Annotated in this window: 24 protein-coding genes; 17 read left to right on the forward strand and 7 right to left on the reverse strand. The window is 38.5% G+C overall.

Annotation, left to right across the window (positions count from 1 at the left end; translation table 11 throughout):
• Window positions 1-2: 2 nt before the first annotated feature.
• The 3 genes from ACEW8O_RS21395 to ACEW8O_RS21405 form a co-directional block, all read right to left on the reverse strand.
• Entirely contained in the window at window positions 3-1,793 is a 1,791-nt protein-coding gene (locus tag ACEW8O_RS21395; protein WP_373496664.1) for a hypothetical protein, read from the reverse strand.
• Window positions 1,794-1,858: 65 nt separating this feature from the next.
• The gene (locus tag ACEW8O_RS21400) at window positions 1,859-2,806 is read right to left on the reverse strand and encodes a lytic transglycosylase domain-containing protein (protein WP_373496665.1); all 948 of its coding nucleotides are present in this window, start codon (window positions 2,804-2,806) and stop codon (window positions 1,859-1,861) included.
• 2 nt (window positions 2,807-2,808) lie between these two features.
• Window positions 2,809-3,543, reverse strand: coding sequence for a TIGR00730 family Rossman fold protein (locus ACEW8O_RS21405; RefSeq protein WP_373496666.1), 735 nt, complete (start codon window positions 3,541-3,543; stop codon window positions 2,809-2,811).
• Between the two features lie 120 nt (window positions 3,544-3,663).
• On the opposite strand from ACEW8O_RS21405, the gene ACEW8O_RS21410 reads away from it, so the two are divergent.
• From ACEW8O_RS21410 to ACEW8O_RS21425, 4 genes are read left to right on the forward strand one after another with little or no spacing between them, the layout of a single operon-like run.
• Window positions 3,664-4,275 (forward strand): YkgJ family cysteine cluster protein, encoded by a 612-nt coding sequence (locus tag ACEW8O_RS21410; RefSeq protein WP_373496667.1) that lies wholly within the window; start codon window positions 3,664-3,666, stop codon window positions 4,273-4,275.
• A 53-nt stretch (window positions 4,276-4,328) separates the two neighbouring features.
• On the forward strand, window positions 4,329-4,688 hold the full coding sequence (locus ACEW8O_RS21415; RefSeq protein ID WP_373496668.1) for a phage holin family protein: 360 nt from the start codon (window positions 4,329-4,331) through the stop codon (window positions 4,686-4,688).
• A complete protein-coding gene (locus ACEW8O_RS21420) occupies window positions 4,675-5,052 on the forward strand; it encodes a hypothetical protein (RefSeq protein ID WP_373496669.1) in 378 nt (125 codons plus the stop codon). Before ACEW8O_RS21415 ends, ACEW8O_RS21420 begins: the two co-directional genes overlap by 14 nt.
• Window positions 5,042-5,806 (forward strand): geranylgeranylglyceryl/heptaprenylglyceryl phosphate synthase, encoded by a 765-nt coding sequence (locus ACEW8O_RS21425; RefSeq protein WP_373496670.1) that lies wholly within the window; start codon window positions 5,042-5,044, stop codon window positions 5,804-5,806. The genes ACEW8O_RS21420 and ACEW8O_RS21425 overlap by 11 nt, the downstream gene beginning before the upstream one ends.
• A gap of 171 nt (window positions 5,807-5,977) precedes the next feature.
• On the opposite strand, the gene pheS is transcribed toward ACEW8O_RS21425, so the two are convergent.
• Window positions 5,978-7,006, reverse strand: coding sequence for a phenylalanine--tRNA ligase subunit alpha (gene pheS / locus ACEW8O_RS21430; RefSeq protein WP_373496671.1), 1,029 nt, complete (start codon window positions 7,004-7,006; stop codon window positions 5,978-5,980).
• A 460-nt stretch (window positions 7,007-7,466) separates the two neighbouring features.
• On the opposite strand from pheS, the gene ACEW8O_RS21435 reads away from it, so the two are divergent.
• The 10 genes from ACEW8O_RS21435 (at window position 7,467) to ACEW8O_RS21480 (ending at window position 19,206) form a co-directional block, all read left to right on the forward strand.
• On the forward strand, window positions 7,467-8,033 hold the full coding sequence (locus ACEW8O_RS21435; protein WP_373496672.1) for a fasciclin domain-containing protein: 567 nt from the start codon (window positions 7,467-7,469) through the stop codon (window positions 8,031-8,033).
• Window positions 8,034-8,273: 240 nt separating this feature from the next.
• The gene (locus ACEW8O_RS21440) at window positions 8,274-9,524 is read left to right on the forward strand and encodes a hypothetical protein (RefSeq protein WP_373496673.1); all 1,251 of its coding nucleotides are present in this window, start codon (window positions 8,274-8,276) and stop codon (window positions 9,522-9,524) included.
• A gap of 151 nt (window positions 9,525-9,675) precedes the next feature.
• Window positions 9,676-12,486, forward strand: coding sequence for a type I restriction-modification enzyme R subunit C-terminal domain-containing protein (locus ACEW8O_RS21445; protein WP_373496674.1), 2,811 nt, complete (start codon window positions 9,676-9,678; stop codon window positions 12,484-12,486).
• Between the two features lie 29 nt (window positions 12,487-12,515).
• Window positions 12,516-13,412, forward strand: coding sequence for a DUF488 family protein (locus ACEW8O_RS21450; RefSeq protein WP_373496675.1), 897 nt, complete (start codon window positions 12,516-12,518; stop codon window positions 13,410-13,412).
• A 38-nt stretch (window positions 13,413-13,450) separates the two neighbouring features.
• Window positions 13,451-14,128 (forward strand): DUF433 domain-containing protein, encoded by a 678-nt coding sequence (locus ACEW8O_RS21455; RefSeq protein ID WP_373496676.1) that lies wholly within the window; start codon window positions 13,451-13,453, stop codon window positions 14,126-14,128.
• A complete protein-coding gene (locus ACEW8O_RS21460; protein ID WP_373496677.1) occupies window positions 14,125-14,544 on the forward strand; it encodes a hypothetical protein in 420 nt (139 codons plus the stop codon). Before ACEW8O_RS21455 ends, ACEW8O_RS21460 begins: the two co-directional genes overlap by 4 nt.
• Window positions 14,541-15,890: a restriction endonuclease subunit S gene (locus ACEW8O_RS21465; protein WP_373496678.1), complete on the forward strand. Its 1,350-nt coding sequence runs from the start codon at window positions 14,541-14,543 to the stop codon at window positions 15,888-15,890. The genes ACEW8O_RS21460 and ACEW8O_RS21465 overlap by 4 nt, the downstream gene beginning before the upstream one ends.
• Complete coding sequence (locus ACEW8O_RS21470; RefSeq protein ID WP_373496679.1) at window positions 15,887-16,675, forward strand: DUF262 domain-containing protein; 789 nt, start codon at window positions 15,887-15,889, stop codon at window positions 16,673-16,675. The genes ACEW8O_RS21465 and ACEW8O_RS21470 overlap by 4 nt, the downstream gene beginning before the upstream one ends.
• An 84-nt stretch (window positions 16,676-16,759) precedes the next feature.
• On the forward strand, window positions 16,760-17,689 hold the full coding sequence (locus ACEW8O_RS21475) for an HNH endonuclease family protein (protein ID WP_373496680.1): 930 nt from the start codon (window positions 16,760-16,762) through the stop codon (window positions 17,687-17,689).
• A complete protein-coding gene (locus tag ACEW8O_RS21480; RefSeq protein WP_373496681.1) occupies window positions 17,689-19,206 on the forward strand; it encodes an N-6 DNA methylase in 1,518 nt (505 codons plus the stop codon). The genes ACEW8O_RS21475 and ACEW8O_RS21480 overlap by 1 nt, the downstream gene beginning before the upstream one ends.
• 164 nt (window positions 19,207-19,370) lie before the next feature.
• Here the strand turns inward: ACEW8O_RS21480 and ACEW8O_RS21485 are convergent, their stop codons facing one another.
• Entirely contained in the window at window positions 19,371-19,694 is a 324-nt protein-coding gene (locus tag ACEW8O_RS21485) for a four-helix bundle copper-binding protein (protein ID WP_373496682.1), read from the reverse strand.
• Between the two features lie 182 nt (window positions 19,695-19,876).
• On the opposite strand from ACEW8O_RS21485, the gene ACEW8O_RS21490 reads away from it, so the two are divergent.
• A complete protein-coding gene (locus ACEW8O_RS21490; protein WP_373496683.1) occupies window positions 19,877-20,581 on the forward strand; it encodes a head GIN domain-containing protein in 705 nt (234 codons plus the stop codon).
• A gap of 334 nt (window positions 20,582-20,915) precedes the next feature.
• Here ACEW8O_RS21490 and ACEW8O_RS21495 read toward each other — a convergent pair whose 3' ends face one another.
• Window positions 20,916-21,491: a porin family protein gene (locus ACEW8O_RS21495; RefSeq protein WP_373496684.1), complete on the reverse strand. Its 576-nt coding sequence runs from the start codon at window positions 21,489-21,491 to the stop codon at window positions 20,916-20,918.
• A gap of 133 nt (window positions 21,492-21,624) precedes the next feature.
• Here ACEW8O_RS21495 and ACEW8O_RS21500 point away from each other — a divergent pair, with 133 nt between their 5' ends.
• The gene (locus tag ACEW8O_RS21500; protein WP_373496685.1) at window positions 21,625-22,074 is read left to right on the forward strand and encodes a secondary thiamine-phosphate synthase enzyme YjbQ; all 450 of its coding nucleotides are present in this window, start codon (window positions 21,625-21,627) and stop codon (window positions 22,072-22,074) included.
• A 243-nt stretch (window positions 22,075-22,317) separates the two neighbouring features.
• Window positions 22,318-24,528 carry a DUF5916 domain-containing protein gene (locus ACEW8O_RS21505; protein ID WP_373496686.1) on the forward strand — a complete coding sequence of 737 codons (2,211 nt, stop codon included), beginning with the start codon at window positions 22,318-22,320 and terminating at the stop codon, window positions 24,526-24,528.
• Between the two features lie 262 nt (window positions 24,529-24,790).
• On the opposite strand, the gene ACEW8O_RS21510 is transcribed toward ACEW8O_RS21505, so the two are convergent.
• Complete coding sequence (locus tag ACEW8O_RS21510; RefSeq protein WP_373496687.1) at window positions 24,791-25,363, reverse strand: TIGR00730 family Rossman fold protein; 573 nt, start codon at window positions 25,361-25,363, stop codon at window positions 24,791-24,793.
• Window positions 25,364-25,621 lie beyond the last annotated feature (258 nt).

Genomic DNA, 25,621 nt, shown 5'->3' on the forward strand with positions numbered 1-25,621 from the left:
ATTTAATCTTTTTTGTTACTTTCTCTCCTGGCCTGCCTTTTCTCTTTTCTTGTAAGTTCATTTTGATCATCCGTATTATTTTTGGAAGAAGATGAGCCGGTTGTTTTTGAATCAGAGTTACCCGATCTTTTTTGTATTTCATTCTGTCTCATTTCATCCACCGACTCTCCTGACAAGGTCGATTTCAATCCCGAAAAAATAAGCTGCCACCAATAGTTGAACATGGGCTTGTGAGGGACTCTGATAAAATAGACGCTGCCTTTTTTCAATTCACCCCTATTGTTCGGATTGTTGGATTTGATGATTACCCTGTTGGCAATAAAAGCCCCAATTTTTCGGAGTAAATTTTGATCTTGCTCAAAATCCTTGTTGAGAAGTTCAATCTCAAGATTTTGATATCGGATAATTACTTCACCTGAACCTTCATAATCATTTGCCAAAATATTGAAATCCAATCTATCGACTGTTCCTGATTTGAGAATTGCCTTAGCCTCAGGCCCCATCATGGAATTCAGTACGGTGAGATCCATTTTTTCCAAAGTACCTTTTAAAGTGAATTTTCCTTCCGGATCTTCCAGGTCATATTGGATCAAGGCATTGATCTGTCCCTCCCCCATCAATTTTCCATTGGCATCAATAGAAATGGTTCGGTTATCCCCTCTTCTGTCTATGTAATTGGAAACATTGGTCACATGGGCATTCAATTCCGAAAAGAACATAGTCCCTGACCTTGGTGATTGGTTTTCAGGCCTCTCCTCTATCCTGACAAATGCATTGTTTAAAAAAAGATGTTCAATATGCAATACCTGTTGAAGATTTTGGAATACCTCATGAATCATCTGAGTACGTTTCAATTTGTCCTCGGGTATTCTTTTATCCACAAAGGATTCAAGTTGGAAATTATTGGCAAATACAGTATCGATTTCGATAATTCCTTTTCTAAGAAAACTGCCAAAATTCACTCCTTTCAGCTCCATTTCGGCTTTATCTAATTCCAACCAACCCTGTCTTTCTTTGAACTGTGAGGTATAGTCATATTTATCCAATTTATTGAGCAAGCCCATGTAGCCAAAAGACATGTTTCTTTCCTCTGTATCAAGAAGTATATCTCTGACTGCTACATATTGTCTGAACCGGTCAAAATGGAAAACTGCCTCATCGATTTCCCCGTGGATTTTATCTACATGAAAAAGGCTTTCGGGGTTGTTGATATCCTCTATTGACAATTGGAATCCTTGGGCATCGACATTGAAGTTGCGGAGGGATATCCTGACAGAATCATTAAGATTTTCTTTGACTTCAATTGAAAATTCTCTGAGTTCAAAAATTCCGACCTCAATCATATCATAATCTTTGGAAGCTTTTTCCTTTTGTTTATTAGGTTCTCTTTTCATTGAATCCAATGGAGGGGTAGAAGAAATTATTTTGATATTGTTTAAGGTTGCCGAATCAACAGAAATGGAATTATGAAAAAGAAAAGGAATCCACTTAAATCCGGTCACATTGACATTGTCAGCCGATAGATTGACTTTCACGCGATTATCATCTATTCTTTCGGTTGGCGTGACTTTGATATTACTTATCTTAAGGTAGGTTCCGGAAAAATTATAGTCCAAGTTTATAGCTCCAAAACTTACTTCATGATCTCCAAAGTCGCTTGTTCTGGTGATCATGTTGGTCACTATCCGGGCCGCATTTTGGTTGAGGTAAATATTGATCAGGTAAGGTAGGCCCCTTAAAATCAAAACTGCCAAAACCAGGAGAACCAGAATGCCTACCAAAATCTTCTTCATAAATAGCCGCTTAAATGGAAAGTATTAGAAAAATAGGCAAAAACTATGATAATATAACAAACAGGTCAATCGACAGGTAATTTGATCAGGTATTCTTTTCCTCTCTTGACGTCTAATTTGGTGGATCTGAGCCAAGGATTATGGATTTTGAGTATTTTGTAATTGGTATTGTGTCTGATGGCCCATTGGGCCAGGCTGGATATGGATTGATCTACAACTAACTCCCTGTACACAGGCTGCCTGTAAATATCCTTTTCGGAGAACTCAAACCCATATTTGACAGGATTTTCAAAGATCTCCTTAAAGGCAAGAATCCTGAAAAGATACCTGCTGGTTTCTTCTACCAAGTGGAGGTCATAATAATCGGATTGGTGCTGTTCTTTCTTTCTATTACCAATTCCGGTAATCCCCATATTGTAGCTTGCTGCCACCGATGTCCAATTACCAAACTTACTGTATGCTGATTTCAGGTATCTGCATGCGGCAAGGGTTGATTTTTCCAAATGATACCTTTCATCAACATCATCGCTTACTTCCAGGTGGTAATCTTTGGCAGTGCCGGGCATAAACTGCCAAAAGCCTCTTGCACCGGCAGGGGAAACCACATTCAACAATCCCGATTCTGCCATTGCCAGGTATTTGAAATCCTCAGGAACACCTTGCTCTCCGAGGATTTTTTCTATAGTGGGCAAAAATTTCCCGGCCCTCTTCATCAACAAAATCATATTGGACTGCCAATAGACATTGACATAAATCTCACGCTCAAAGCGCTCCATCACATCCGCCTCTTTCATTGGTACAGGTTCACCGGCAAAGGAAATCTTCTCGGGAAGCTCAAATAGCCGAATTTTAGGTTCAGGAATGGTCAGTGTCATTTTCTCACCCTCTTTGGATTCAATGACAATTTCTTCACCAAATACAGCAGTATTGATTTCCTTGGCCTTTTGGAAAATGACAAAAACAAACAAAATCCCCAACAGTCCATAAATGATAAAAAGGTGATACCGTCTCAATGTCAATAATTTGGAGTGAGTAAATATTTACTGTAAAATTCATCGATGACCTTCACCGCTTCAGTGGCATCATCCACCAAATAAAAGAGATTCAGGTCCTCAGCATTGATGTAATTGTACTTTTGAAGGAGGGTATCTTTGATCCAGTCCAACAGACCGCTCCAGAATTCTTTCCCAACAAGCACAATGGGAAACCGCCCGATTTTGATGGTTTGCATCAGTGTCATTGCCTCAAAGAGTTCATCCAAGGTTCCAAATCCTCCCGGTAGCACAATGAATCCCTGGGAATATTTGGTGAACATTACTTTTCGGACAAAGAAATAATCAAACAGGATCATTTTGTCCGGGTCAATATAAATATTGCCTCTCGACTCAAAGGGCAGCTTGATGCAGAGTCCCACTGATTTTCCGTTTTCTGAATTGGCTCCTTTGTTGGCCGCCTCCATAATTCCAGGCCCACCTCCCGTGATTACTCCATAGCCATGCCTGACCAGTTTTGCAGAAATCTCTTCGGCCATAAGGTAATGTGGATGTTCAGGGGAGGTCCTTGCCGAACCGAAGACTGATACACAGGGGCCGATTTTGCCCAGTTTTTCAAAACCCTCCACAAATTCAGAGATAACCTTAAAAATCACCCAGGAATCCGTACTCTTTATTTCATTCCAATCCCTTTCTTTAAAAGCTTTTCGGGTTTTTTCTTCACGCTTTTCATCAAAATTATCAAATCTGCTGCTCATAATGCTCCTTTTTTATCCTCAACGTATGTTTTCCCAAAAATATCCTTTAGGGTGGATAAATAATAATATTGTTTTGATTCTTAACTTGATCTACCTTCGCAGGCTTTTAACTATCAATCTATGAATCTCGAACAAAAGTCAAAGGAAGTCAGAATGGTTTTTGAGGAACTTGACCACGAAATCAAGTTTTTCCTTGATGCCAGTAAGCTGACCTGCTTATCCGGTTGCGGCTTTTGTTGCTCCAACCCCAAAGTGAGTGCCTCTGTACTTGAGTTTCTTCCTTTGGCTTTTGATTTATATGCTAAAGGAAAAGCAGAAAAAGCCTTGGAGATTTTGGAGGAGACAACCGAAGAGGATGACTGTATCATATACAAATCTCTATCAGAAGACGGGCATTCCGGGTATTGTTCCGATTACAAAAATAGAGGAATGATTTGCAGACTTTTTGGATCCAGTGCCAGAAAAAACAAAGAAGGTCAAAAAGAAATCATCACCTGCAAAAAAATTAAAACTGAAAAAAAAGAGCTTTATGAAACTGCAGCCAGCGCCATTAAGTCTGAAATGCCTGTTCCCTTAAGCACAGATGCATATCGAAAAATAAATAATATAGATTTTCGGTTAACAGAGCGGCAATTGCCTATTAACAAAGCTATTAAAGAAGCACTTGAGTCGGTGATCAGCTATAAATTTTACTCAGAAAACCAGGAATCGGAAAGTCTTGAAAATTTTTGATATGAGCTTTTTGGCGTATATTGGGCTTGATATTCACAATCAAAGAAGTTTTTATGTTCAACGTTTCTGAAATTATTCAAACGATCAAACAGCTTATCGAGGTAAGAATAAACATTATTAAAGAAGAAGTCAGTGATTACTTTTCTGCCATTTTCACAAGGATCTTTTTGTTGGTCTTGATGGCGGCAGCATCGATGATGGTCTTGTTGTTTGCGAGCATCTCTCTGGCATTTTATCTCAGTGAGCTATTGTATTCCACCTACAAAGGATTTCTATATGTCTCCGTTATTTATTTGTTGATTTTTGTGCTTTTATACTTTATCAAAGAATCAAGAATTATTACCAACCCAACCCAAAGGTTCCTGAAGAAATTTGTTTTAGGAAAAAGAAAATATGAAGATGAAGAGAACTGAGCTAGAAAAAAAAGCCGAAGAGCTGGAGCAAACGCTTGGAATGCAGCTGAGTCTGGTTAAAAAAGGATCGGAGGGGTTTGCGAAAATCGGAGGAGGGATATTATTGGGAGGGATTGTAGCCTTTTCCGCCGTAAAATTATTGAGCCGAAAAAAAAACAATAAAACAGATAAAGTCCTCAAAACACTTGAAAAAGAAGGTTTGCTTGATGATGAGATCAAACATAAACTGACACAGAAAAGCCAGCCGGGATTTATGGGAAGATTGAGTGCAATATTGCTCCCCATAGCGATAAACTACGGCAAAAACCGTTTATTTAATAAGCTGAACAAGTCAGATGACAGCATTGAAAAAAATGCAAAATAAAACAGGGACCAAATTTGAGGAGCTCTGTCGTTCGGGCAGAAAAGGTGTAGCTTGGCTGATTGACCCAGATGATGTCCTCTCACCGGAGATTTTTGAAGACCGAATATTAGAGGCCGTTAGACTTAAAATTGATTTTATTTTTTTGGGTGGAAGTTTGATACAGCGGAACAGCATCAATGAAATCATCAGATTTATCAAAAAAACAGAGGAAAATATCCCTGTGGTCCTGTTCCCCGGGAATTCACTTCAGTTCAGCCCCTTAGCAGATGCGATGCTGTTTCTATCTTTGATTTCAGGTAGAAACCCCGACCTCTTGATCGGGCAACATGTCAACATCGCACCACTTTTGGAAAATAGCAATGTGGAGATATTGCCCACCGGATACATGCTGGTAGATGGCGGACAAACCACAAGCGCACATTATATCAGTCAGACCATTCCCTTACCAAACCACCACCCTGAATTGGCAGCAGCAACAGCCCTAGCAGGTAAATATTTGGGGATGCGTTATTTCTATCTCGATGCGGGAAGCGGAGCACCCAACCCTGTTTCGACTGAACTTATCAAAGAAGTAAAACAAAAAACAAATTCCCCGCTGATTGTCGGTGGAGGATTGACCTCCCTGGATAAAATAAAGGCAGCCTATCATGCAGGGGCCGATTTGGTGGTCATCGGGAACGGTGCCGGCAAAAACCCAAAGCTACTCTCAGAAGTTTCGGCTTATTTGGAGTCGATTAGGGTATTGGCGAATTGATAGATGCGGGAAGCGAGAGCCGAGAACCGAGAGTCGAGATATGTGACCTTTGGGGTTTTCAAAACCCCGAAGGTCTTTGTAGAGGAGATGCGATGCGAGAGCCAAGATTCGAAAGAAGACCTCGGAATTGAAAAAAAGAAGTTAGCTTTTTTTTTAGACTTTCCAGGATAATCAAAGCATTGATTTGAATTGCTTTAAAAACCGGACATCATTTTCAGTAAAAAGCCTTAAATCCTTGATCTGATATTTGAGCATGGCGATTCTTTCGATACCCATCCCAAAAGCAAAACCCGTATACTTTTTGGAATCAATGCCGCAGTTTTCCAACACATTGGGGTCAACCATACCTGAACCGCCGATTTCTACCCAACCCGTTCCTTTACAGACATTGCAGCCTTTGCCACCACATAGCTGGCAACTGATGTCTATCTCAGCACTTGGTTCTGTAAAGGGGAAGAATGATGGTCTGAATCTTACCTTGGTTTCTTTCCCGAACATCTCTTTGGCAAAATGATACAGGGTGTTTTTCAGATCTGCAAAACCGACATTTTCATCCACATATAAACCTTCCACCTGATGGAAAATACAATGGGCTCTCGCTGAAATGGCTTCATTACGGTAAACCCTTCCTGGTGACAATGTCCTGATCGGTGGTTTTTGGTTTTCCATAACCCTGACCTGCACGGAGGAAGTATGTGTTCTCAAGGCGATATCAGGGTTTTTCTCAATGAAAAAAGTATCCTGCATTTCCCTGGCCGGATGGTTTTCGGGAAAGTTCAATGCAGTGAAATTATGCCAATCATCTTCTATCTCAGGGCCTTCGGAAAGATTGAATCCTATGCGTTCAAAAATTTCTATGATCCTTTGCCTAGTAGCGGTCAAGGGATGGATTCCTCCTGCACTGATTGTAGTTGGGGGTAGGGTCAGGTCAAGGTCAGTGGATTTTGAAGTCTTTGAAGATGAATTGACTTTGTCAATCAATTCCTGGAACTTTTGGTCAGCGAGTTCTTTGACTTCGTTGACCAACTGTCCATATTCCCTTTTGTGTTCGTTGGGGATATTTCTCATTTCAGCAAAAAGTTCTCCTACCACACTTTTCTTGCTGATATATTTCATTCTGTAAGCCTCCAACTCGTCCACATTATTGGCATCTGCCGAAGCGATGGATGATTTGATGGCTTCTATTTTTTCCTGATGCATTTGTTGTCCATTTTTCAGAACCACAAATCTAAAAGAATCTCTTGGAATATGGGAATAGGGAAAAGTTATTTGGATAAGTATCTCCTATGATATCATACGTTTTAAAGCTAATTGATAACGGTGGATATTGGATATGGGTGGATACTTCCTGATAGATTCCTACGATGCATCATTAAAAATCCCGCAGGGATGATCGATATTTTAGCCACGGGTTTCAACCCGTGGGTCACGAGATTAGAAATTGAACCTAAGTCCCATAGGGACGGACTATGTATTTTGAATACCATGAAATCATCCGTCCCTATGGGACTTGGCTTTTCAGCAGGAAAATATCAATAAATATCAAATCCATTTAAACCCAAAAAATCCAGATCCAAATATTTTTTTCAATATCTAAATCCACTTTTTAAAACCATCTCGTATCTCTCCTCAAATCAACAAAACCAAAAATTATTTATTTATGAAAACCATGAGATTATTTCAAGCAGCTATTTTAGCGATGTTTATTTTGAGTGCCAATGCAGCCTTTGGCCAAAAGGAGAAAACAGTAGAAGTGGGTGGCGCCCCGATGTATCCTTCTAAGAATATCGTGGAAAACGCTGTCAATTCCAAAGACCACACCACTTTGGTAGCAGCTGTTCAGGCCGCTGGTTTGGTAGAAACATTGCAGACTTCAGGTCCTTTTACCGTCTTCGCTCCTGACAATGCCGCTTTTGCCAAGTTGCCCGCAGGTACCGTAGAGACTTTGGTCAAGCCGGAGAACAAGGCCACTTTGACAGGAATATTGACTTACCATGTGGTGTCCGGAAAATTCGGTTCCAAAGAAATAGCAGATGCCATCAAAAAAGGTAACGGCAAAGCTACTTTCAAAACCGTGCAGGGTGGAACTTTAACAGCCTGGATGCAGGGAAAAGACCTTTACATCTCGGACGAAAATGGCAACAAATCCAAAGTGACCATCGCCGATGTTTTTCAATCTAATGGTGTCATCCATTCAGTGGATACGGTAGTGCTTCCTAAAAGCTGATTACCCAATTTGCCAAGTTAAAAAAAGGTGCCTTAAGGGGCGCCTTTTTTTTTGTTTGAATACTGGAATCAATTTGAAAAGATAAGGATGTTCGATTTCTGGCGACAAGACCACTGTTAATTTTAAAATAAGGTTTGACAGAACTCACATTCCTTTTTTATTAAAAATTTAAATTGAATACATTGGAATTAACTGAATAACTGAAGAATTCTGTATTTTCAATCCTCAAAATAGAATCTAATGAATAACTACATTAATAATTTTATCCTTGATAAGAATACTTTTAAATTGATAGAAAATTTAAAAGGAGAGTTTGATCCATTAAATTCCACTAATGAAATCACTGAAAAAAGTCTTTTAGTAAAAATAATTGATAAATATGATGTGAGATCATCTTCAACAGGAAAACAATACCGATTTGGAGAGGTAGAAATTACGTTCTATTCCAGAGTTCAAAAGGAGTATTTGAATGAATTTAAGCTAAAAAACTGGACCTTGAAAAAAATAATCTTCAAATATGATAGTTATGCTAGGATAAACCAATATCCTATTATTGAGGACAGTAATGAAATATTTAAAGAAACTCCTAGCCAAATATTTGACATTTTTCAAGACTTTCAAAAATACATTATAGATTGTTTAAACTATCTAAAACTTTTATCAAACTTTTCAAATTATGAAGAATTTGAATTGTTCGAAAAGAAAATTAATCATTTCAATAATTCTCGGTATAGCATAAAATCAGATAATTTTTTTTGTGATAAAACTAAGGAGTCTATTTTCGGATTTTTGGAATTAATTTTTTTTAATCAACTAAATGGGTTTTTCTCAAAGAATACGGAAAAATCAACTTGCAGTACCTTTATTATTGGTGGGTCTGGAACAGGTAAAACATTCCTGGCTAATTTCATAACATCTTATTTGACCCAATTAAAAATATGCACATCTCCTGAACTAATTGAATATAAAAATTCTCAAGTTCTTGGTAATGATTCATCAGATACTATTAAATCGATTACTTCATTTTTTGAAAAAAATGAGAACAGAGTTGTTTTGATAAATAGAATATCAAAATCAATATTTATAGAAACAGCGTATTTTGAAATTCTCTATGATTTTATTGATTCGAATAGGGGGGTTGTTGTTTTTGAAGGTGATAAAAAGGAGTTTGAAGAATTTTTAATTTTACAGCCAAGGTTCATGTCTTTAAATTTAAACTTGGTGGAGTTGTCCGATTTTTCAGATGACCATATAAAATTTCTAATTACAGAAACATTAAAGGAATCTGGTATTTCTGTCAAGAATTTACCAATTGAATATATAAACGAAATATTTGTTTTGTTTAGAAATTCCAATTTTGTAGGTCTACAGAATTTTTATTTGGTAAAACATTTAATAAATAAAATCCTTTCTAATCATGTCAATAATCTTCTTTCTGAAAAAATATTTCCAATTGAGAAATTGAAAGTCATCGATTTCAAACATGCCTGATTTAATTAATAACACTTTAGGTGTTTAAATTCTATAATTGTTGATTTCAACTTTAATCTTACCTCTAATTTGAGATGTTAAAATATCCTTTTAATTTGAGCTTGAATAGAACCTAATATTTAGCATAACTTTTAAAGGTGAAAACACTTTTATGAACCCAAAACCCAACCAAAATCCTGAACAAATTGCCAGAGACTCAATTGATAAGCAATTGGTGCAGGCAGGTTGGTTGGTACTATCAAAAAACGAGGTAAACCTTTCCGCTGGAAAAGGAATAGCAGTTAGGGAGTATCAGACTTCATCCGGCCCTGCGGATTATGTGCTTTTTGTAGACCGTAAACCTGTTGGAATCATTGAAGCCAAACGGGAAGAGGAAGGGGAAAGATTGACTTTGGCAGAAGGACAGTCCTCAGAATATGCTACCAGCAAGTTGAAATACCTGGATCATGGTAATCTTCCATTTGTCTATGAAAGTACTGGAACCTTGACCAGATTCACAGACTATCGTGATCCAAAACCCCGTTCAAGACCTGTTTTCCATTTTCATAAACCCGAAACATTCGCAGAATGGTTGGATCAATCCAAATCTCTGAGAGGGAGATTGAAAGATTTTCCCAATATGGATGAATATAGTCTTCGGCCCGCACAAATCAGTGCCATCAGAAATCTGGAAACTTCCTTCAAGGATAACAGACCAAAAGCCCTGATCCAAATGGCTACCGGTGCCGGAAAGACTTTTACAGCTTGTACTTTTATTTACCGCTTGCTTAAGTTTGCCAATTCCAAAAGAATCCTTTTTTTGGTAGATACCAAAAACCTTGGGGAACAGGCGGAGCAGGAATTTTTAAAGTATCAGCCCAATGATGACAATAGAAAATTCACAGAACTGTACAATGTACAGAGATTGAGTTCAAGCTACATCGCTTCTGATGCTCAGGTCTGTATTTCTACAATTCAGAGACTTTACGCCATCCTTCAGGGAAAGGAACTGGAAGAATCGGCAGAAGAAGAAAACCCAAATGAATCAGGTTGGACATACTCCAGACTACTGCCGGGAAAAGAGCCGCTTCCTGTTGGCTATAATTTAAAAAATCCGATCGAACAGTTTGATTTTATCATCATCGATGAATGTCATCGTTCGATCTACAACTTATGGAAACAGGTCTTGGATTATTATGATGCCTTTTTGGTGGGGCTTACTGCTACTCCCGACAAACGTACATTCGGCTTCTTTAATGAAAATGTAGTCAGTGAATATACTTACGAAGAATCCGTTTTGGATGGTGTGAATGTTCCTTATGATGTTTTTACCATAGAAACGGAAATCACCAAATCAGGCTCTGTCATCAAGGCCAAGGAGTTTGTCGATAGGCGTGAAAAACTTACCCGAAAGAAAAGATGGGAACAGCTTGAGGAAGATTTGGAATATAAGCCTAGTCAACTGGACAGAAATATTGTCAATCCCAGTCAAATCCGAACGGTCATTCGAGCTTTCAGAGAAGCTTTACCTACTATTTTCCCAGATCGATTTGATGAGGGTGGGGAGTTCGAAGTGCCCAAAACTTTGATTTTTGCAAAAACTGACAGCCATGCAGATGATATAATTCAGATTGTCCGGGAGGAATTCAATGAAGGAAATGACTTTTGTAAGAAAATCACTTACAAGATTGAGGATGACCCCAAATCCGTCCTCAACCGTTTTCGTAATTCTTGGGCTCCAAGGATTGCAGTGACGGTTGACATGATTGCCACTGGAACTGATGTCAAGCCTTTGGAAGTCCTGCTGTTTTTGCGGGATGTCAAAAGCACCAATTACTTTGAGCAGATGAAAGGCAGGGGTACCCGGACAATAAAATTTGATGACCTGCTAAAAGTGACCCGGACTGCCAAACATACTAAAACCCATTTTGTGATTGTGGATGCCATTGGAGCTATCAAATCCAAAAAGACAGATAGCCGTCCTTTGGAGCGGAAACCTTCCGTTCCTTTAAAGGATTTGCTTGGGGCAGTGAAAATGGGGGCTCAGGATGAGGACCTGTTCCTTTCACTTGCCAATAGGCTATTGAGACTTGAAAAAGAGCTGTCCGAACCAGAAAAAGAAAAATTCTCGGAATTGGCCAATGGAAAAAGCCTTCAAACCGTCATCAAAAACCTCCTTAATGCCTACAATCCAGATATCATCGAAAGCATAGAGTCCGAAGTAAAGGAGAAAATGAAAGGACAGGCCCCGTTTGATATTTGCAATACCATAGAAGGGAAAGTGGATGAACTCAGAGTGGAAGCTTCCAAAGTCTTCACTGGTGAGCTCACGGATTATGTCGAAAAAGTCCGGAAAGTCCATGATCAGGTGATTGACCACATCAACACAGATCGAGTGCTTAAGGCAGAATGGGATACTTTCAGCAAAGTCAAAGGAGAACAGGTCGTAAAAGAATTCGCTGAATATATCCTGACACATAAAGATGAAATCCTTGCCCTTAGCATCTTCTATGATCAGCCCTTCAGAAGAAGAGAGCTCACACTTAAAATGATCAAAGACCTGCTTGAGCAACTGAAATTAGATCGTCCATTACTTGCTCCTTCCTATGTTTGGGAGGCTTATCAGCAATTGGATCAGGTGAAGGAAAATTCTCCGAAAAGCGAACTGATCGCCTTGGTTTCTTTGGTCAGGAAAGTCGGCGGTATTGATGCACAACTTACTCCTTATGACCGAACGGTAAATCAGCATTTTCAAAAATGGATCTTTCAGCAAAACGCAGGGCAACATAACCGATTTACAGAAGAGCAGGTGGAATGGCTACGGATGATCAAAGACCATATCGCCAGCAGTTTCCATATTGATATTGAGGATTTGGATTACACACCATTCGATGGCAAGGGAGGAAGGGGAATGATGTGGAATCTTTTTGGGACAGAAATGGACAGTATAATTGAGGAATTAAACAAAGAACTTACAGCCTAAGCGTTTGCATTGGCTATCTTTGTAAGCATATGATGTATTATAGAAGAAAAATATTGTTGGCGATTTTGGAAGCATTTGGTGGAGAGTTGGAGAAATTACAGCTTCAAAAGCTCCTAATGATATTTTCTTCCTATCAAGAAGAAAAAAGTTACCATTTTGTACCCTACAAATTTGGCTGTTTTTCATTTCAGGCCAATGCTGACCTCTCCACCATGAGGAAATATGAGCAAGTTCAAGAAAACGAAAGAACTTGGAGAAAAACAGATCCAATGGATTATTGGCAAAAATTAAAGCCAAAAGATAGAGTAGCTGTTTCAAAGCTGAAAATTCATTTCCAAGGAAAGAAATCAGAGGAACTGATAAGATATACTTATACCAAGTTTCCCTATTATGCAATTAATAGTACCGTTTCAGGGAGGTACTTAAACGATCTTGAAAAAGCCATAGTAGAAGCCCAAAAGCCAAAATCAAATAAAAAGGCATTGTTTACCATTGGCTATGAAGGGCTAAGTTTGGAAGAATACATCAACAAACTGTTGACAGCGGATGTCAAAGTTCTTTGTGATGTAAGGAAGAATTCTTTCAGTATGAAATATGGCTTCAACAAATCACAATTGACGATTGCTTGCGAAGGTGTGGGAATTCAATTTATCCATATTCCAGAGGTGGGGATAGTTTCTGACAAAAGGCAGGAATTACATAATCAAAGAGATTATGATGCGCTATTTGAAGATTACAAAGAGACTGTATTACCGCAAACATTAACCCAACAGCAAGAGATTCTGGACTTGATCAAAAAATACGATCGTGTAGCCATTACTTGTTTTGAGGCGGACATTTGTCAGTGCCATAGAAAGTATTTGGGTGAGGCTTTGATCCAAAACTTAGAAAAAAGCGTTCAATTAATACATCTAAGTTCCAATTGAATTATGTAATTTGTAAAACTTTTTAAATCCAAAATAAGATGATAGCTATAGATAATAAACCCAGATTAGGTACAGGAATTTTCACCATTGGTGAAGTAGCTAAGATTTTAAAAATTTCTTATCCAAAGGCTTATCGTTGGATCAATAAATATTGGGACGGTGAATTGGGCAAAGAATTTGGCAATACTTATTCTTGGAAATTGGATGACTCTATAGCGGTAAATTTTTACACATTAGTAGAGTTTTATGTTTTTGTGGAATTGGCAAGGAAAGGAGTTAAAACCAGTGAGGTTTTAAAAGCCCATAAAAAACTTTCCAAAATTTATGATTCAGCCTACCCATTTGCAAAAAGAGAGGTTCTTGATGAATTAAAAACTGATGGAAAAAAGGTTTTTTGGAAAAAAGGTCATGACTTGATCAATTTAGATGGAACAGACCAATTTAATCTTGGCTTTATAGAAAGCTTTTTTAAGAAGCTGGAATTTGATTCTGAAAATATGGTCAGTAGGCTTTGGCCACTTGGTAAAGAAGTTTCTGTAGTGGTTGACCCCAGACGTAAGTTTGGCCATCCAATTATTGAAGGAAGGAATATCTATCCAGAAACTTTGTATGGTCATTTTAAAGCCGGTGATCCAGTACCTTATATTGCTTATGTTTATGAAATCACTGAAAAAGAAGTAAAAGATGCAATTTTTTATTGTGAACAAGCAGCATGATTATTTTTACAGATGAAAATATACCACCACACTTAGCCAAGGGTTTCGATATCCTTCAAAAACCGGAAAGTTTAAAGTCTGGCAATTCCATAGAGGTAAAACATTGGCCGGAGTATTCAGCCTATAGCGAAAAGGATGAAGATTGGATTCCTAAAGTCTCAGCCCTCAATGCCTGTATGCTGACACAGGACATCAACATCAGTAGAAGGAAACATGAACTTGAACTCTTTAAAAAAAGCAAACTGGGAATTTTTTTCCTTCGAGGTAAAAACAAAAAATCAGGTTTAAGTATTTGGGAAATGGTTGAAATTTTGGCCAAGACATGGCCTGAAATTACACGGATTGCTCTAACCGAAAAAAAGCCATTTGGATATGAAATCAAAGCAAATGGCAAATTCAAGAAAGTATCAATATGAGAAAAGAATGGCCTAAGGTAAGGTTGTCTGAAGTTAGTGAGATCAATCCTAAGCTGGAAAATAAAAATTCAATTTCTCAAGATTTTGAAGTGCAATTTCTTCCAATGGCACTGGTTGAAGAAGTATCAAATAAAATCCACCTTCTAGAGACTCGAAAGTTTTCTGAAGTTCAAAAGAAAAGCTATACTTATTTTGCCGAAGGAGATGTTCTGTTTGCTAAGGTTACTCCTTGCATGGAAAATGGGAAAATAGCGATAGCCAAAGGACTCAAAAATAAAATAGGTTTTGGATCATCAGAGTTTCATGTTTTCCGACCAAATAAGGAAATAGAAAAGGAATTTCTTTTCTACTTTTTAGTTCAGTCAAAGTTTAGAAATGAGGCCCAACATGAAATGACAGGAGCAGTGGGACTTAGAAGAGTTCCAAAGCATTTTCTAGAAAACTATCCATTTCCCATTCCCCCCCTCCCCGAACAACGCGCCATCGTCGCTCGGATTGAAGAACTATTCAGTGAACTTGACCATTCGATTGCCAACCTGCAAACTGCCCTTTCCAAACTCGAAGTTTATAGACAGGCTGTGCTGAAAAAGGCTTTTGAGGGGGGATTTATTTCAGAAAAAATAAAGCGAAGTGAAGCAAATTTACCTCTTAACTGGTCGTGGAAATCAATAAAGCAAATTTCTTCTGTCTTAGGTGATGGGCTTCATGGAACTCCAAAATATTCTGAGAATGGTGAATATTATTTCATTAATGGTAATAATCTAAATGATAGGAAGATTGAAATAAAGCAACATACAAAACGAGTTGATAAAAGCGAGTTTGAGAAATATAAAAAGCCCTTAAACGAAAGGACAGTTTTTGTTTCAATAAATGGTACTCTTGGAAATACAGCTTTCTATAACAATGAAAAGGTCATCTTAGGAAAAAGTGCATGTTATTTTAATCTTGTTGAATCTGTTTCGAAAGAATATGTTTTTTATGTTTTGAAGACAAACAGATTCCTTAACTATGCAAACACCGAAGCTACTGGAAGTACAATAAAAAATGTGTCTTTAAAGTCAATGAGAAGTTTTTTAATCCCTTTACCAAGCTTTCTTGAAGAACAAATCCTAATCGTACAAGAAATCGAATCCCGACTTTCGGTAGCAGATAAGCTGGCAGAGACCATACAGACCAATCTTCTAAAATCTGAATCTCTGAGACAGAGCATTCTGAAAAAGTCTTTCGAAGGAAAGTTGTTGACAGAATCTGAACTGGAAGCTTGTAGAAAAGAAGCGGATTGGGAATCTGCTGAAAGGTTGTTAGAAAGTATAACTAATAATAATAACAAAAATTTGAAAAGATGAATGTAACTCCAAAAGACTTCACTTTACATTCTTTATTAAATGTTCCAACTGAGCAATTTAAAATCCCTTCATATCAAAGAAGATATGCATGGAAATATCCACAGCATCGAGCCTTGATTGAGGATATTGACATGCTCCTACCTGGTGATGGACACCTTTTTGGGATGTTGATACTTCACACAAGCTTTCATCACGGGGGAATAAATGCTGTTAATGTTGTTGATGGCCAGCAAAGATTGACAACAATTACAATTTTGTTAAAGGTTTTAATGAATAAGTTTATTGATCTAAAAGATGATTATAATGCTTATCAAGTTGTTGGTCAATTGCTTTACTGTGGAGATCCAAAAAAATCAAGTACTCCAAAATTAGAATTAGGTGAACTAGACAATCCTGATTACTTGAATCTTTTAAAAGGTGATTTGGACAAAATAAAAAACAGAAATTTATCTGATGCATATTCTTTTTTCACTGAGTTTGTAGAAGATGCCATAAATGATGTTGGAATAGATTGGTTAGGACATTTCCTGACTAAATTAATACATACAGCAAAAATTATCCGATTAGATGTTATGCAAGCTCCCGATGCATACAAGCTTTTTGAAACAATTAATAATAGGGGATTACGACTTTCTGCAACTGACATTCTCAAGAATTTTATTTTGGGACATGCTGCGAAAATCTCAAATGAAAAGTTAAATGAAGCAAGAGAAATTTGGTCAGAAATAATTGTTCAATTAGATGGGATTCCAACAGATGACTTTTTTAGGCAATATGTCTGTTGAATTTATACTCGAAAAATCTCAAGCTCTAAGTTGGTCGAGGAGTTCAAGAAGAATTATTTCAGATGGGTATTAGAAGTAGATAAGTTGGGAGAATTTAGTTATGCCTATGGTCCAATTGAAACAGCTGAATTTGATGACGATGAAGAACAACTGGAAAATGAAATCGAATCTGTTGAAAAATCTGAATATGATTCTAAAGGGAGAATGGATATTTTAGAGTTTATTGGAAAGATTCTCGAAGCTGCAAAATGTTATTCTAAAATCTGGTATTTAAAGTTTTCCGATAAAAAAATCAATCAAAGAATTGCCGATCTCCAAGATATAAAGTCTTTTCCTTCATATATTTTTCTAATGCATTACCTTCAAAAGGATATGCCAAAGAAAGACCAATATTTGGTTTTAGAAATGATTGGTGTAACAATGCTTAGAAGGCACGTTACAGGACAAAGCACCGCATATAACGATGATATTTTTTCAAAACTATTACGAGTAAGGTTCGAAGAAAATCATGTTCAGGAAATTAGAAACCTTCTTATGGAGGACACTCCAACAGACGATGAATTCTTGGATAGCTTTTCAAGACATGAATTGAAACAACGAGTAATTAATCGTGCGAGATATATGTTAACTAAAATCGAATATTTTAAAAGAAAAGGTACTAGTGAAATCTCAATTAACGGGGCTGATGATGTTCATGTTGAGCATATTATACCGCAGACAATAGATACAAAAACATCAAAAAATGATTTTGGAGATTGGGAAAAATATCTTGGAGAAAAAGCAAAAATTAATCACAAAAAATTTGTGAATAGAATTGGGAATATGACCTTGCTAGCAAGTTCACTCAATATTTCAGCTTCTAATAATCCATTTGCAAAAAAGAAAGGAAGCTATAAAACATCAGAATTATTTATTACCCGTGAATTAGCAGAATTAAGAGATTTTAAATTTTCACATGTTGATAAACGCGGTCAAGATTTAGCTCAAATTGCTATAAAAATTTGGAAATTATAATGACAGAATCCGCATTATTATCTAAAGTTTGGAATTTTGCCAATGTACTCCGAGATGATGGGGTAGGCTATGGGGACTATTTGGAGCAGATTACTTATCTGCTTTTTCTAAAAATGGCAGACGAAATGTCCAAGCCTCCTTATTCCAAAAATATCCAATTTCCACACATCAAAGACACAGAAGGGAAAGAAATTCCTGAAGGAGAGTACTGCAATTGGGAGACCCTCTCCAAAAAAAGGGGAGCGGAACTGGAAGCTTATTATTCACAGATGTTGCGATCTTTAGGTACTGAGCGTGGGATACTGGGTCAGATATTCACCAAGTCCCAAAACAAAATTCAGGATCCTGCCAAGTTGCTCCGGGTGATCGATATGATTGCCAAAGAAAACTGGACACTAGTAGGGGCAGATGTGAAAGGTGATATTTATGAAGGGCTTTTGGAAAAGAATGCAGCAGATACCAAATCCGGTGCGGGACAATACTTCACCCCAAGGGCTTTAATTAGGGCTATGGTGGAATGTATGGCACCAAAACCGGGAAAGACCATACATGATCCTAGTTGCGGCACAGGGGGATTTTTCTTGGCAGCTTATGATTATATTACATCGCACCTTCAACTGGATAGGGATCAGAAGCACTTTCTGAAAAACAGCACCTTCTCAGGAAATGAAATTGTGGCAAGTACCCGAAGGCTCTGCCTGATGAACATGTTCCTCCACAATATTGGAGAACTCGATGGAGATACATTTATTTCCCCCAATGATGCCCTGATAGCCGACGAAGGCACTCGGGTAGATTATGTCTTGGCCAATCCCCCCTTTGGGAAGAAAAGCTCCATGACCATCACCAATGAGGAAGGGGAACAGGAAAAGCAAGACCTCAGCTATAATCGTCAGGACTTTTGGGCCAGTACGTCCAACAAGCAGCTTAATTTTCTACAACATATCCGAACCCTACTGAAAGTCAACGGAGAAGCGGGAGTTGTTTTACCTGACAATGTACTGTTTGAAGGTGGCGCAGGAGAAACGGTCAGAAAGGAATTGCTCAAGACTACTGAACTACATACCATCCTTAGACTCCCTACCGGGATTTTCTATGCTCATGGTGTCAAAGCGAATGTCCTTTTCTTTGACAACAAACCTGCCTCCAAAGAGGCTTGGACAAAGGAAGTGTGGATTTATGATTACCGTACCAATATCCATCATACCTTAAAGAAAGGCACAATGAGATTGGAGAATTTACAGGATTTTATCCAATGCTACAATCCATCCAATAGAAATAAGCGGACAGAAACTTATTCCGAATCTAGTCCAGAAGGGAGATGGCGGAAATTCGGATATGAAGAAATCATTGCCCGTGACAAGACCAACTTGGATATCTTTTGGCTAAAGGATAAAAGTTTGGCCGATCTGGACAACCTCCCCGATCCTGATGAATTGGCAGAAGAAATCATTGAAGATGTGGAAGCAGCTTTGGATGGGTTTAGGGGGATAATGGGGATATTAAATAAGGGATGATGGATTTAGAAAAAGAGCAAAGACTAAAAGGACTTCAAAATCATCCAAAATAACTTCCACAACAGATCAAACTGTATTTCGGAGTTTTTTTGGCTTTTTGAAAAAATGATATGCCAAAAATACCTGATTAGATGGCTAATCAGGCTTGGTTTTGTAAATCAAAATTATTGGTTCAAAAAAGTAAGACAGGCTTCTTTACAGTTCTGACAGGCTTTGGCACATGCCTGACAATGGTCGTGCGAATGCTTGCCACATTCTTCGGCACAGATTCCACAGATTTTAGCACAATATTTAATCAGGTCATTTACTTCTTTGAAACTTCCGGAAAGTATCCTACTGGTGGTCAGGCAAACTGAACCGCAAATCTGATCTGTTTGAATGCAGTCTCTCATGTGACTGACATTTTCCTCTTGGAGACAGGCATCTGCACAATGAAAACAAGCATTGGCGCATTCCTGAAGTTTGATAATCAATTCGTTACGTTTCATGGTTTTTCATGGTTTAAAGTTAAAAATCAATTGAATTGAAAGAAGTGCAAATATCATTCCATCGCCAAAATCCTATTCATGCCATGACTAGGAGTCATGGCATGAACCCCCTGAGATGAATAAGGTGTAATTCAAAGTTTTTTTTTACTTTTAGAATTATAATTCACAAAACAGGCATACCTATGAAAATCAAAAACATTTTAACATTATTCCTCTTATTGGGCATTTTATGCTCCTGTGACTACAGAAATGATGATTACAGTGAGTCAATTGAAATTGAAGGTGTCAAGAGGGTCAAACTCAGCGGTATGTTCAATGTCAATATCTCACAATATGACCAGGAGTCCTTGGAGATTGTAGGCAATGAAGATCTGGTCAAAAGACTAAAAGTCAAACAAAGTGGTGATTTGTTAGAGCTGACACTCGATGGAAAAACCGAAGGGGGTTTTTTTAACAAAAAAGGTATTCGAATTGACCTAATCATAGCAGACCTCAAAGAACTTGAGTTTGAGGGGGCAGGAAATATTAAAACAGAACATTCTTTGACTCTTGAAGATCTTCGGATTATAGGTAATGGGGTTGGAAATATCAATTTGGAAATCGAAGCTGAAACCGTGGATTCCAAATTGAATTTTGTGGGCAATATGGAGTTGAGGGGAGAAACACATGAATTTTACCTGATCAATGAAGGCATAGGCAATATTGATGCCTCCAAGTTCATTGCTCAAAAAGTAGATTTGATAAGTTCAGGTATTGGATCGGTTTCCGTTCATTGTGAGGATGAAATTTCTCTGGAAGTCAATGGCATTGGTACAGTAAATTATACTGGTAATCCGACTGTCATCAGTGAAAAGGTGTCGGGGATAGGGAAGGTGAATAGAAAGTGAGGGAAAGGATGAAGGGTGATGGATGAGGGATGAGAATTACCAAGTATGAAGGTTAAAGTACCAAGTATGGGTGTTAGTTAGATTGAAGATTTATTGACCGCTGTCGGATAATCGATGTTGGGGAGTACGAAATTAAACCACTTCTTTTCCTTTGCGCCTCAGCGTCTTTGCGGGAAAAAAGACAAAGCTTTATTGGATCTATACCCGCCTAATTTTAATCCACCACCGATTTCCCCCAATTCCCCATCAAAAAAAATCCCCATCTGCCAAAAGGCAGATAGGGACTTGATAGATAAGTTTTTATTGGTTAAAAGTTCCTGCAATGCCGGAAAGATTATTTATGTCCAAAGAGATAAAACACACCCAACTGAAATCCTCTGTTGGTTGCATTCAAAGTATTTGAGTCATAGATATTGCTCAATCCGTGGTTGTACCTAGCGTCAAGACCAAATCCTGTATCGACAAACACATAACTTCCTCCAATACTAAGTCCAAGGTCCAAGGAATTATAGGCGTCTTTGACATTGACAGTGGTATTTGCCGATTTGGTTTTGGCATTTACCAAAAACCCAACCTGTGGTCCAGCTTGTAGCCTGAAGCCATTGTCAAACATGTATTGAAACAATAAAGGGATATTGATGTAATCAAGATTCAGGCTGTTATCCGAACCCCCAAATTTTGTACCTTGTGCGGAGTACATAATTTCAGGTTGAAAAGCGAATTGGTCGGTCAGGTGAATATGGGTTAGTAAGCCCAAGTGTAGACCGGGTTTCAGATCGGCTTTTCCGTTTCCATTGATGTTAGAAAGATTCAATCCTCCTTTGACACCGATATTTGAATGGTGGTCTTGTGCCATTACAGCAGTAGACATCAACAAACACATTACAAATGCAATTAAATAATTTTTCATAGTTTTTTGATTTGAGTTTTTGCTTTGCAACCAAATTTATGGTCGTGGTGAATAAGCCCGCAAATATTGCCTTAAAAAACCAAAAGATGTTACATAAAAAAATAAAGATACTTACATAATTATTCGATTTACGATGTTTCAAAAAACCATAATATTACGACCTCATTCACGGGGTTACCATTTGATTACAGATTTGATTGAAAGTGAATTTCCCGAAATCAGTCAATTGAAAATCGGGATGCTTCATGTTTTTATCCAGCAGACCTCTGCCGGACTGACTATCAATGAAAATGCAGATCCCACGGTGAGAAAAGACTTTGAAACCTTTGTAAATGAGTTGATTCCGGAAAGTTATCCACGGTTTATCCACACTTTTGAAGGGACAGACGACATGCCGGCCCATTTAAAAAGCAGTTTAATGGGTAGTAGCGTACAGGTGCCCATCGGTGGTGGAAAACTTTTGCTGGGAACATGGCAGGGAATTTATTTCTGTGAATTCAGGAAACATGGAGGCCCTAGGAAGTTGGTTCTGACGGCGTTTGGGGAAGGTTTTGAAAGGATGAAGGATGAAGGTAGAGGGTAGAAGGATGAAGCAAGTCCAACTGATCATCCGGTCGGAGATTAGAAAGGATGGGTTGGCCGTCATACTGAATAAGCTTTTGAATCTTACATCTCAAATCTGTCGCCTGCCTGCAGTTAATCAGTTTTCATATTTTTCTTCTTAAACGCCACATCCCAATCCTTGTGTCTTAATTTAACCATTGGTATAAATGACTTGAAATAGGAGAGGGGTTATTCCCTTATTTGATCTCAAATTGAGATTGCAGTGAGAATTTGGTTAACGCTTTTAGTTTTGTTTTTTCTTTCCAATGTCTTTGCCCAGGAGACGGCATATGAATTGCCAGGCCTGATTGCGGAAAAGATCGACTATGCTATCACAATTGATGGTGAATTGGATGAAGCTATCTGGAACGAGAATGGCTGGGCCACGGAATTCCATCAATTTTTCCCATCAGACACCTCTTTGGCCGTGGCCCAATCAAAAGTGAAAATCGCTTATGATGATAAGTTTCTTTATATCGCTGCGGTCATGTACAACCTTGGTCCAAGGGAAAAATATGTCAGCACATCTTTGAGAAGGGATTTTAGAGGTGAACAAAATGATGGAATAAGTTTTGTATTTGATACTTTCAATGACAATACCAATGCCTTCCAGTTCGGAGTAAATCCCTATGGCGTGCAGCGGGAATCGCTTATCGCCAATGGCGGGATGGTACCTACGGACCTGAACCTTGCCTGGGATAACAAATGGTATTCCACAGCCAAGATATATGAGGACCATTGGGTGGTGGAGGCTGCGATCCCATTTTCAACGCTTCGCTATAATGACGGCGCTTTAAACTGGAATGTTAACTTTTACCGTATTGACAGCAAATATAATGAGCGGAGCACTTGGACTCCTATTCCCCGTAATTTTAATGTAATTGGACTGGCCTTTACCAGAAAGCTGCTATTTACCGAACCACTTAAAAAAGAAAGTTCGAACGTATCTTTTATACCCTATGCAGCGATGGGCACGGACAGGAACTCGCTGGAAGGTACTTCCAATCCTCCAAAGCCAACATTTGGTGCAGATGCAAAAATTGGTCTTGGACCTGCCCTGAATTTGGATTTGACCGCAAACCCTGATTTTTCTCAAGTGGAAGTGGATGAACAGGTCACGAATCTGGACAGGTTTGAAATATTTTTTCCTGAAAGAAGGCAGTTTTTTCTCGAAAATGCCGATCTGTTTGCGGATTTCGGAACCCAGAATATCCGGCCATTTTTCTCCAGAAGAATAGGCGTGGACAGGGATGAAAATACAGGTCAAAATGTACAGAACCCGATTCTGTATGGAGCAAGACTCAGTGGAAAACTTAATGAAAACTGGCGGGTTGGGGCCATGAACATGCAAACCGGCAATGATGAAGAACGTGGGATAGTGGGAAAAAATTTTTCGGTGGCAGCTTTGCAGAAGAAAGTTTTCAACAGATCCAATATCGGTGTAATCCTTATCAATAATGAAAGCCTGAACAGTGAAGCGCAGGGTAAATTATTTGACCAAACCAAATCCAATAGGTTGGCGGGGATAGACTATAATCTCGCCTCATCAGATAACAGATGGACGGGTAATTTATTTTACCATAAGACATTTGAATTTGAGAAAAAAGAAAATAGTGGGGCCGCTCATGCGCAACTCAACTATAACGATATATATTGGGAGGCAAGTTTGGCGTTTTCCGCAGTAGGTGCAGGTTTTAATCCTTCGGTTGGATTTACGCCAAGAAATGATTTTAAAAGGACTGCCATCAGGTTTTCCCGACAGTTTTATCCCATATCCAAGCTGATCAACAGACATGGGCCCGGAGTAGAGTCCGAAGTGCTCTGGAATGAAAATCTGGGGGTCACTGATGAACTTCACACCTTATTCTATACCACTCGGTTCCAATCCTTGTCTACTTTGACAGTCACTGCCAGTAATCGGTTTACCTATCTTTTTTTCCCTTTTGATCCGACAAGAACCGGCGGAGAACCATTAGGATCAGGGACTGATTATAGAAACAGCACCGTAGGTTTCAGATATATTGGTAATCCCAGAAATGTGTTTTTCTTGACTGCAAGGGGTGAAATCGGAGAATATTTCACAGGAGATATCAAAACCCTTTCAGGTACCATGAATTGGAGAATGGGCTATTTGGCAAATATTTCCATGAATTTCAGTTATAATAATATCCGCCTCCCCGAACCACAGAACAATGCCGATCTATTTCTGGTGGGTCCTAGAATTGATCTCACTTTTACCAGAAGCCTTTTCTGGACTACTTTTATCCAATACAACAATCAGATTGAAAACGTCAATATCAACACCCGACTTCAATGGAGATATGCTCCGGTTTCAGATCTTTTCTTAGTATATACTGAAAATTACTTCCCCAACACTTTTGCTTCCAAACAAAGGGCCTTTGTGATGAAGCTCAATTATTGGTTGAATATTTAAAGGAAGTAGGGAAGTTGGGACGTAGATAGTTTGGAAGTTGGGTATCTTTTAATTGGAAGAACTTGTCCGCCGTGGCGGATTGGAAAATTAAAAAATTGGAAAATTATTTTGAAAAGTTTATTCCTAGTTCTCTACGTCTGCTTACACCCTGCAACTGCCTACTACCAACTGCGACTGCCATCTGATCAACTGCCGACTGAGACTGAACACTGTAAACTAGTCTGCAACTGCCTACTGAACACTGCCCACTGAACACTGCCAACTATTTCACCTCCCACTTCTCAATATACTTTGGCTCAAATCCTGCCATTTTATCCAATATCTCAACAGGGTCACTGCTCACAATCAACAGATCCAATTGTGCTTTGTGCAGAAATCCTTCCTGGACTGCATGGTTTATAAATGCAATCAATCCATCATAATATCCATTGACATTGTAAAGGGCAAGGGGTTTTTGGATATAGGCCAATTGGTTGAGCGTCATGATTTCGAAAAGCTCTTCAAAGGTGCCAATCCCTCCCGGCATGGCAATAAAACCATCACCCCGCTCGGCCATCAGCCATTTTCTGTCACGCATGGTTTCAACAACGGTTAATTCGGTACAACCTGTATGCGCCACTTCAATGTCAACCAATTTTTGGGGAATAATTCCATAGACTTGTTTGCCTGCCTGTAGCATGGCATCAGCGATCACTCCCATCAAGCCCACATTCCCGGCCCCATATACCAATGCCAAGTCTCTCTTGATCATTTCCTTGGCCAATGCTAAAACTCCTTTTTCGTAAGCCGGATTCTTACCTTTATTGGATCCGCAGTAAACAGTGATTTTTTTCATTTTGGGATTTTTAAATCTTAATTTTTTCTATTCCTTCTGTTAATAAACGTCTTGGCAATTTGGGTTATTCTATTGAATAATTATTTATAAAACTTCCTACTTTCCCATAAATTCCCTGATATCCTCCACCACTTTTCAAAATCCGGTCTGTAGTTATACATCATGTGGCCACCTTCGTAGTAAGCGGTGAGAAAACTTACCGCTTTTTTGTTTTCAACATGAACCTATTTTAATCATATTTGAAATTCTAATTTTATT

This window comes from Aquiflexum sp. (genome assembly GCF_041749095.1).
Classification (GTDB): domain Bacteria; phylum Bacteroidota; class Bacteroidia; order Cytophagales; family Cyclobacteriaceae; genus Aquiflexum.

What these genes read in the sequence shown, in the direction of transcription:
- ACEW8O_RS21395 (WP_373496664.1), bottom strand. Translation starts at nt 1,793, where the DNA reads ATGAAGAAGATTTTGGTAGGCATTCTGGTTCTCCTGGTTTTGGCAGTT.
- ACEW8O_RS21405 (WP_373496666.1), bottom strand. Translation starts at nt 3,543, where the DNA reads ATGAGCAGCAGATTTGATAATTTTGATGAAAAGCGTGAAGAAAAAACC.
- ACEW8O_RS21410 (WP_373496667.1), top strand. Translation starts at nt 3,664, where the DNA reads ATGAATCTCGAACAAAAGTCAAAGGAAGTCAGAATGGTTTTTGAGGAA.
- ACEW8O_RS21415 (WP_373496668.1), top strand. Translation starts at nt 4,329, where the DNA reads ATGTTCAACGTTTCTGAAATTATTCAAACGATCAAACAGCTTATCGAG.
- ACEW8O_RS21420 (WP_373496669.1), top strand. Translation starts at nt 4,675, where the DNA reads ATGAAGAGAACTGAGCTAGAAAAAAAAGCCGAAGAGCTGGAGCAAACG.
- ACEW8O_RS21425 (WP_373496670.1), top strand. Translation starts at nt 5,042, where the DNA reads ATGCAAAATAAAACAGGGACCAAATTTGAGGAGCTCTGTCGTTCGGGC.
- pheS (WP_373496671.1), bottom strand. Translation starts at nt 7,006, where the DNA reads ATGCATCAGGAAAAAATAGAAGCCATCAAATCATCCATCGCTTCGGCA.
- ACEW8O_RS21435 (WP_373496672.1), top strand. Translation starts at nt 7,467, where the DNA reads ATGAAAACCATGAGATTATTTCAAGCAGCTATTTTAGCGATGTTTATT.
- ACEW8O_RS21440 (WP_373496673.1), top strand. Translation starts at nt 8,274, where the DNA reads ATGAATAACTACATTAATAATTTTATCCTTGATAAGAATACTTTTAAA.
- ACEW8O_RS21445 (WP_373496674.1), top strand. Translation starts at nt 9,676, where the DNA reads ATGAACCCAAAACCCAACCAAAATCCTGAACAAATTGCCAGAGACTCA.
- ACEW8O_RS21450 (WP_373496675.1), top strand. Translation starts at nt 12,516, where the DNA reads ATGATGTATTATAGAAGAAAAATATTGTTGGCGATTTTGGAAGCATTT.
- ACEW8O_RS21455 (WP_373496676.1), top strand. Translation starts at nt 13,451, where the DNA reads ATGATAGCTATAGATAATAAACCCAGATTAGGTACAGGAATTTTCACC.
- ACEW8O_RS21460 (WP_373496677.1), top strand. Translation starts at nt 14,125, where the DNA reads ATGATTATTTTTACAGATGAAAATATACCACCACACTTAGCCAAGGGT.
- ACEW8O_RS21465 (WP_373496678.1), top strand. Translation starts at nt 14,541, where the DNA reads ATGAGAAAAGAATGGCCTAAGGTAAGGTTGTCTGAAGTTAGTGAGATC.
- ACEW8O_RS21470 (WP_373496679.1), top strand. Translation starts at nt 15,887, where the DNA reads ATGAATGTAACTCCAAAAGACTTCACTTTACATTCTTTATTAAATGTT.
- ACEW8O_RS21480 (WP_373496681.1), top strand. Translation starts at nt 17,689, where the DNA reads ATGACAGAATCCGCATTATTATCTAAAGTTTGGAATTTTGCCAATGTA.
- ACEW8O_RS21485 (WP_373496682.1), bottom strand. Translation starts at nt 19,694, where the DNA reads ATGAAACGTAACGAATTGATTATCAAACTTCAGGAATGCGCCAATGCT.
- ACEW8O_RS21490 (WP_373496683.1), top strand. Translation starts at nt 19,877, where the DNA reads ATGAAAATCAAAAACATTTTAACATTATTCCTCTTATTGGGCATTTTA.
- ACEW8O_RS21495 (WP_373496684.1), bottom strand. Translation starts at nt 21,491, where the DNA reads ATGAAAAATTATTTAATTGCATTTGTAATGTGTTTGTTGATGTCTACT.
- ACEW8O_RS21500 (WP_373496685.1), top strand. Translation starts at nt 21,625, where the DNA reads ATGTTTCAAAAAACCATAATATTACGACCTCATTCACGGGGTTACCAT.
- ACEW8O_RS21510 (WP_373496687.1), bottom strand. Translation starts at nt 25,363, where the DNA reads ATGAAAAAAATCACTGTTTACTGCGGATCCAATAAAGGTAAGAATCCG.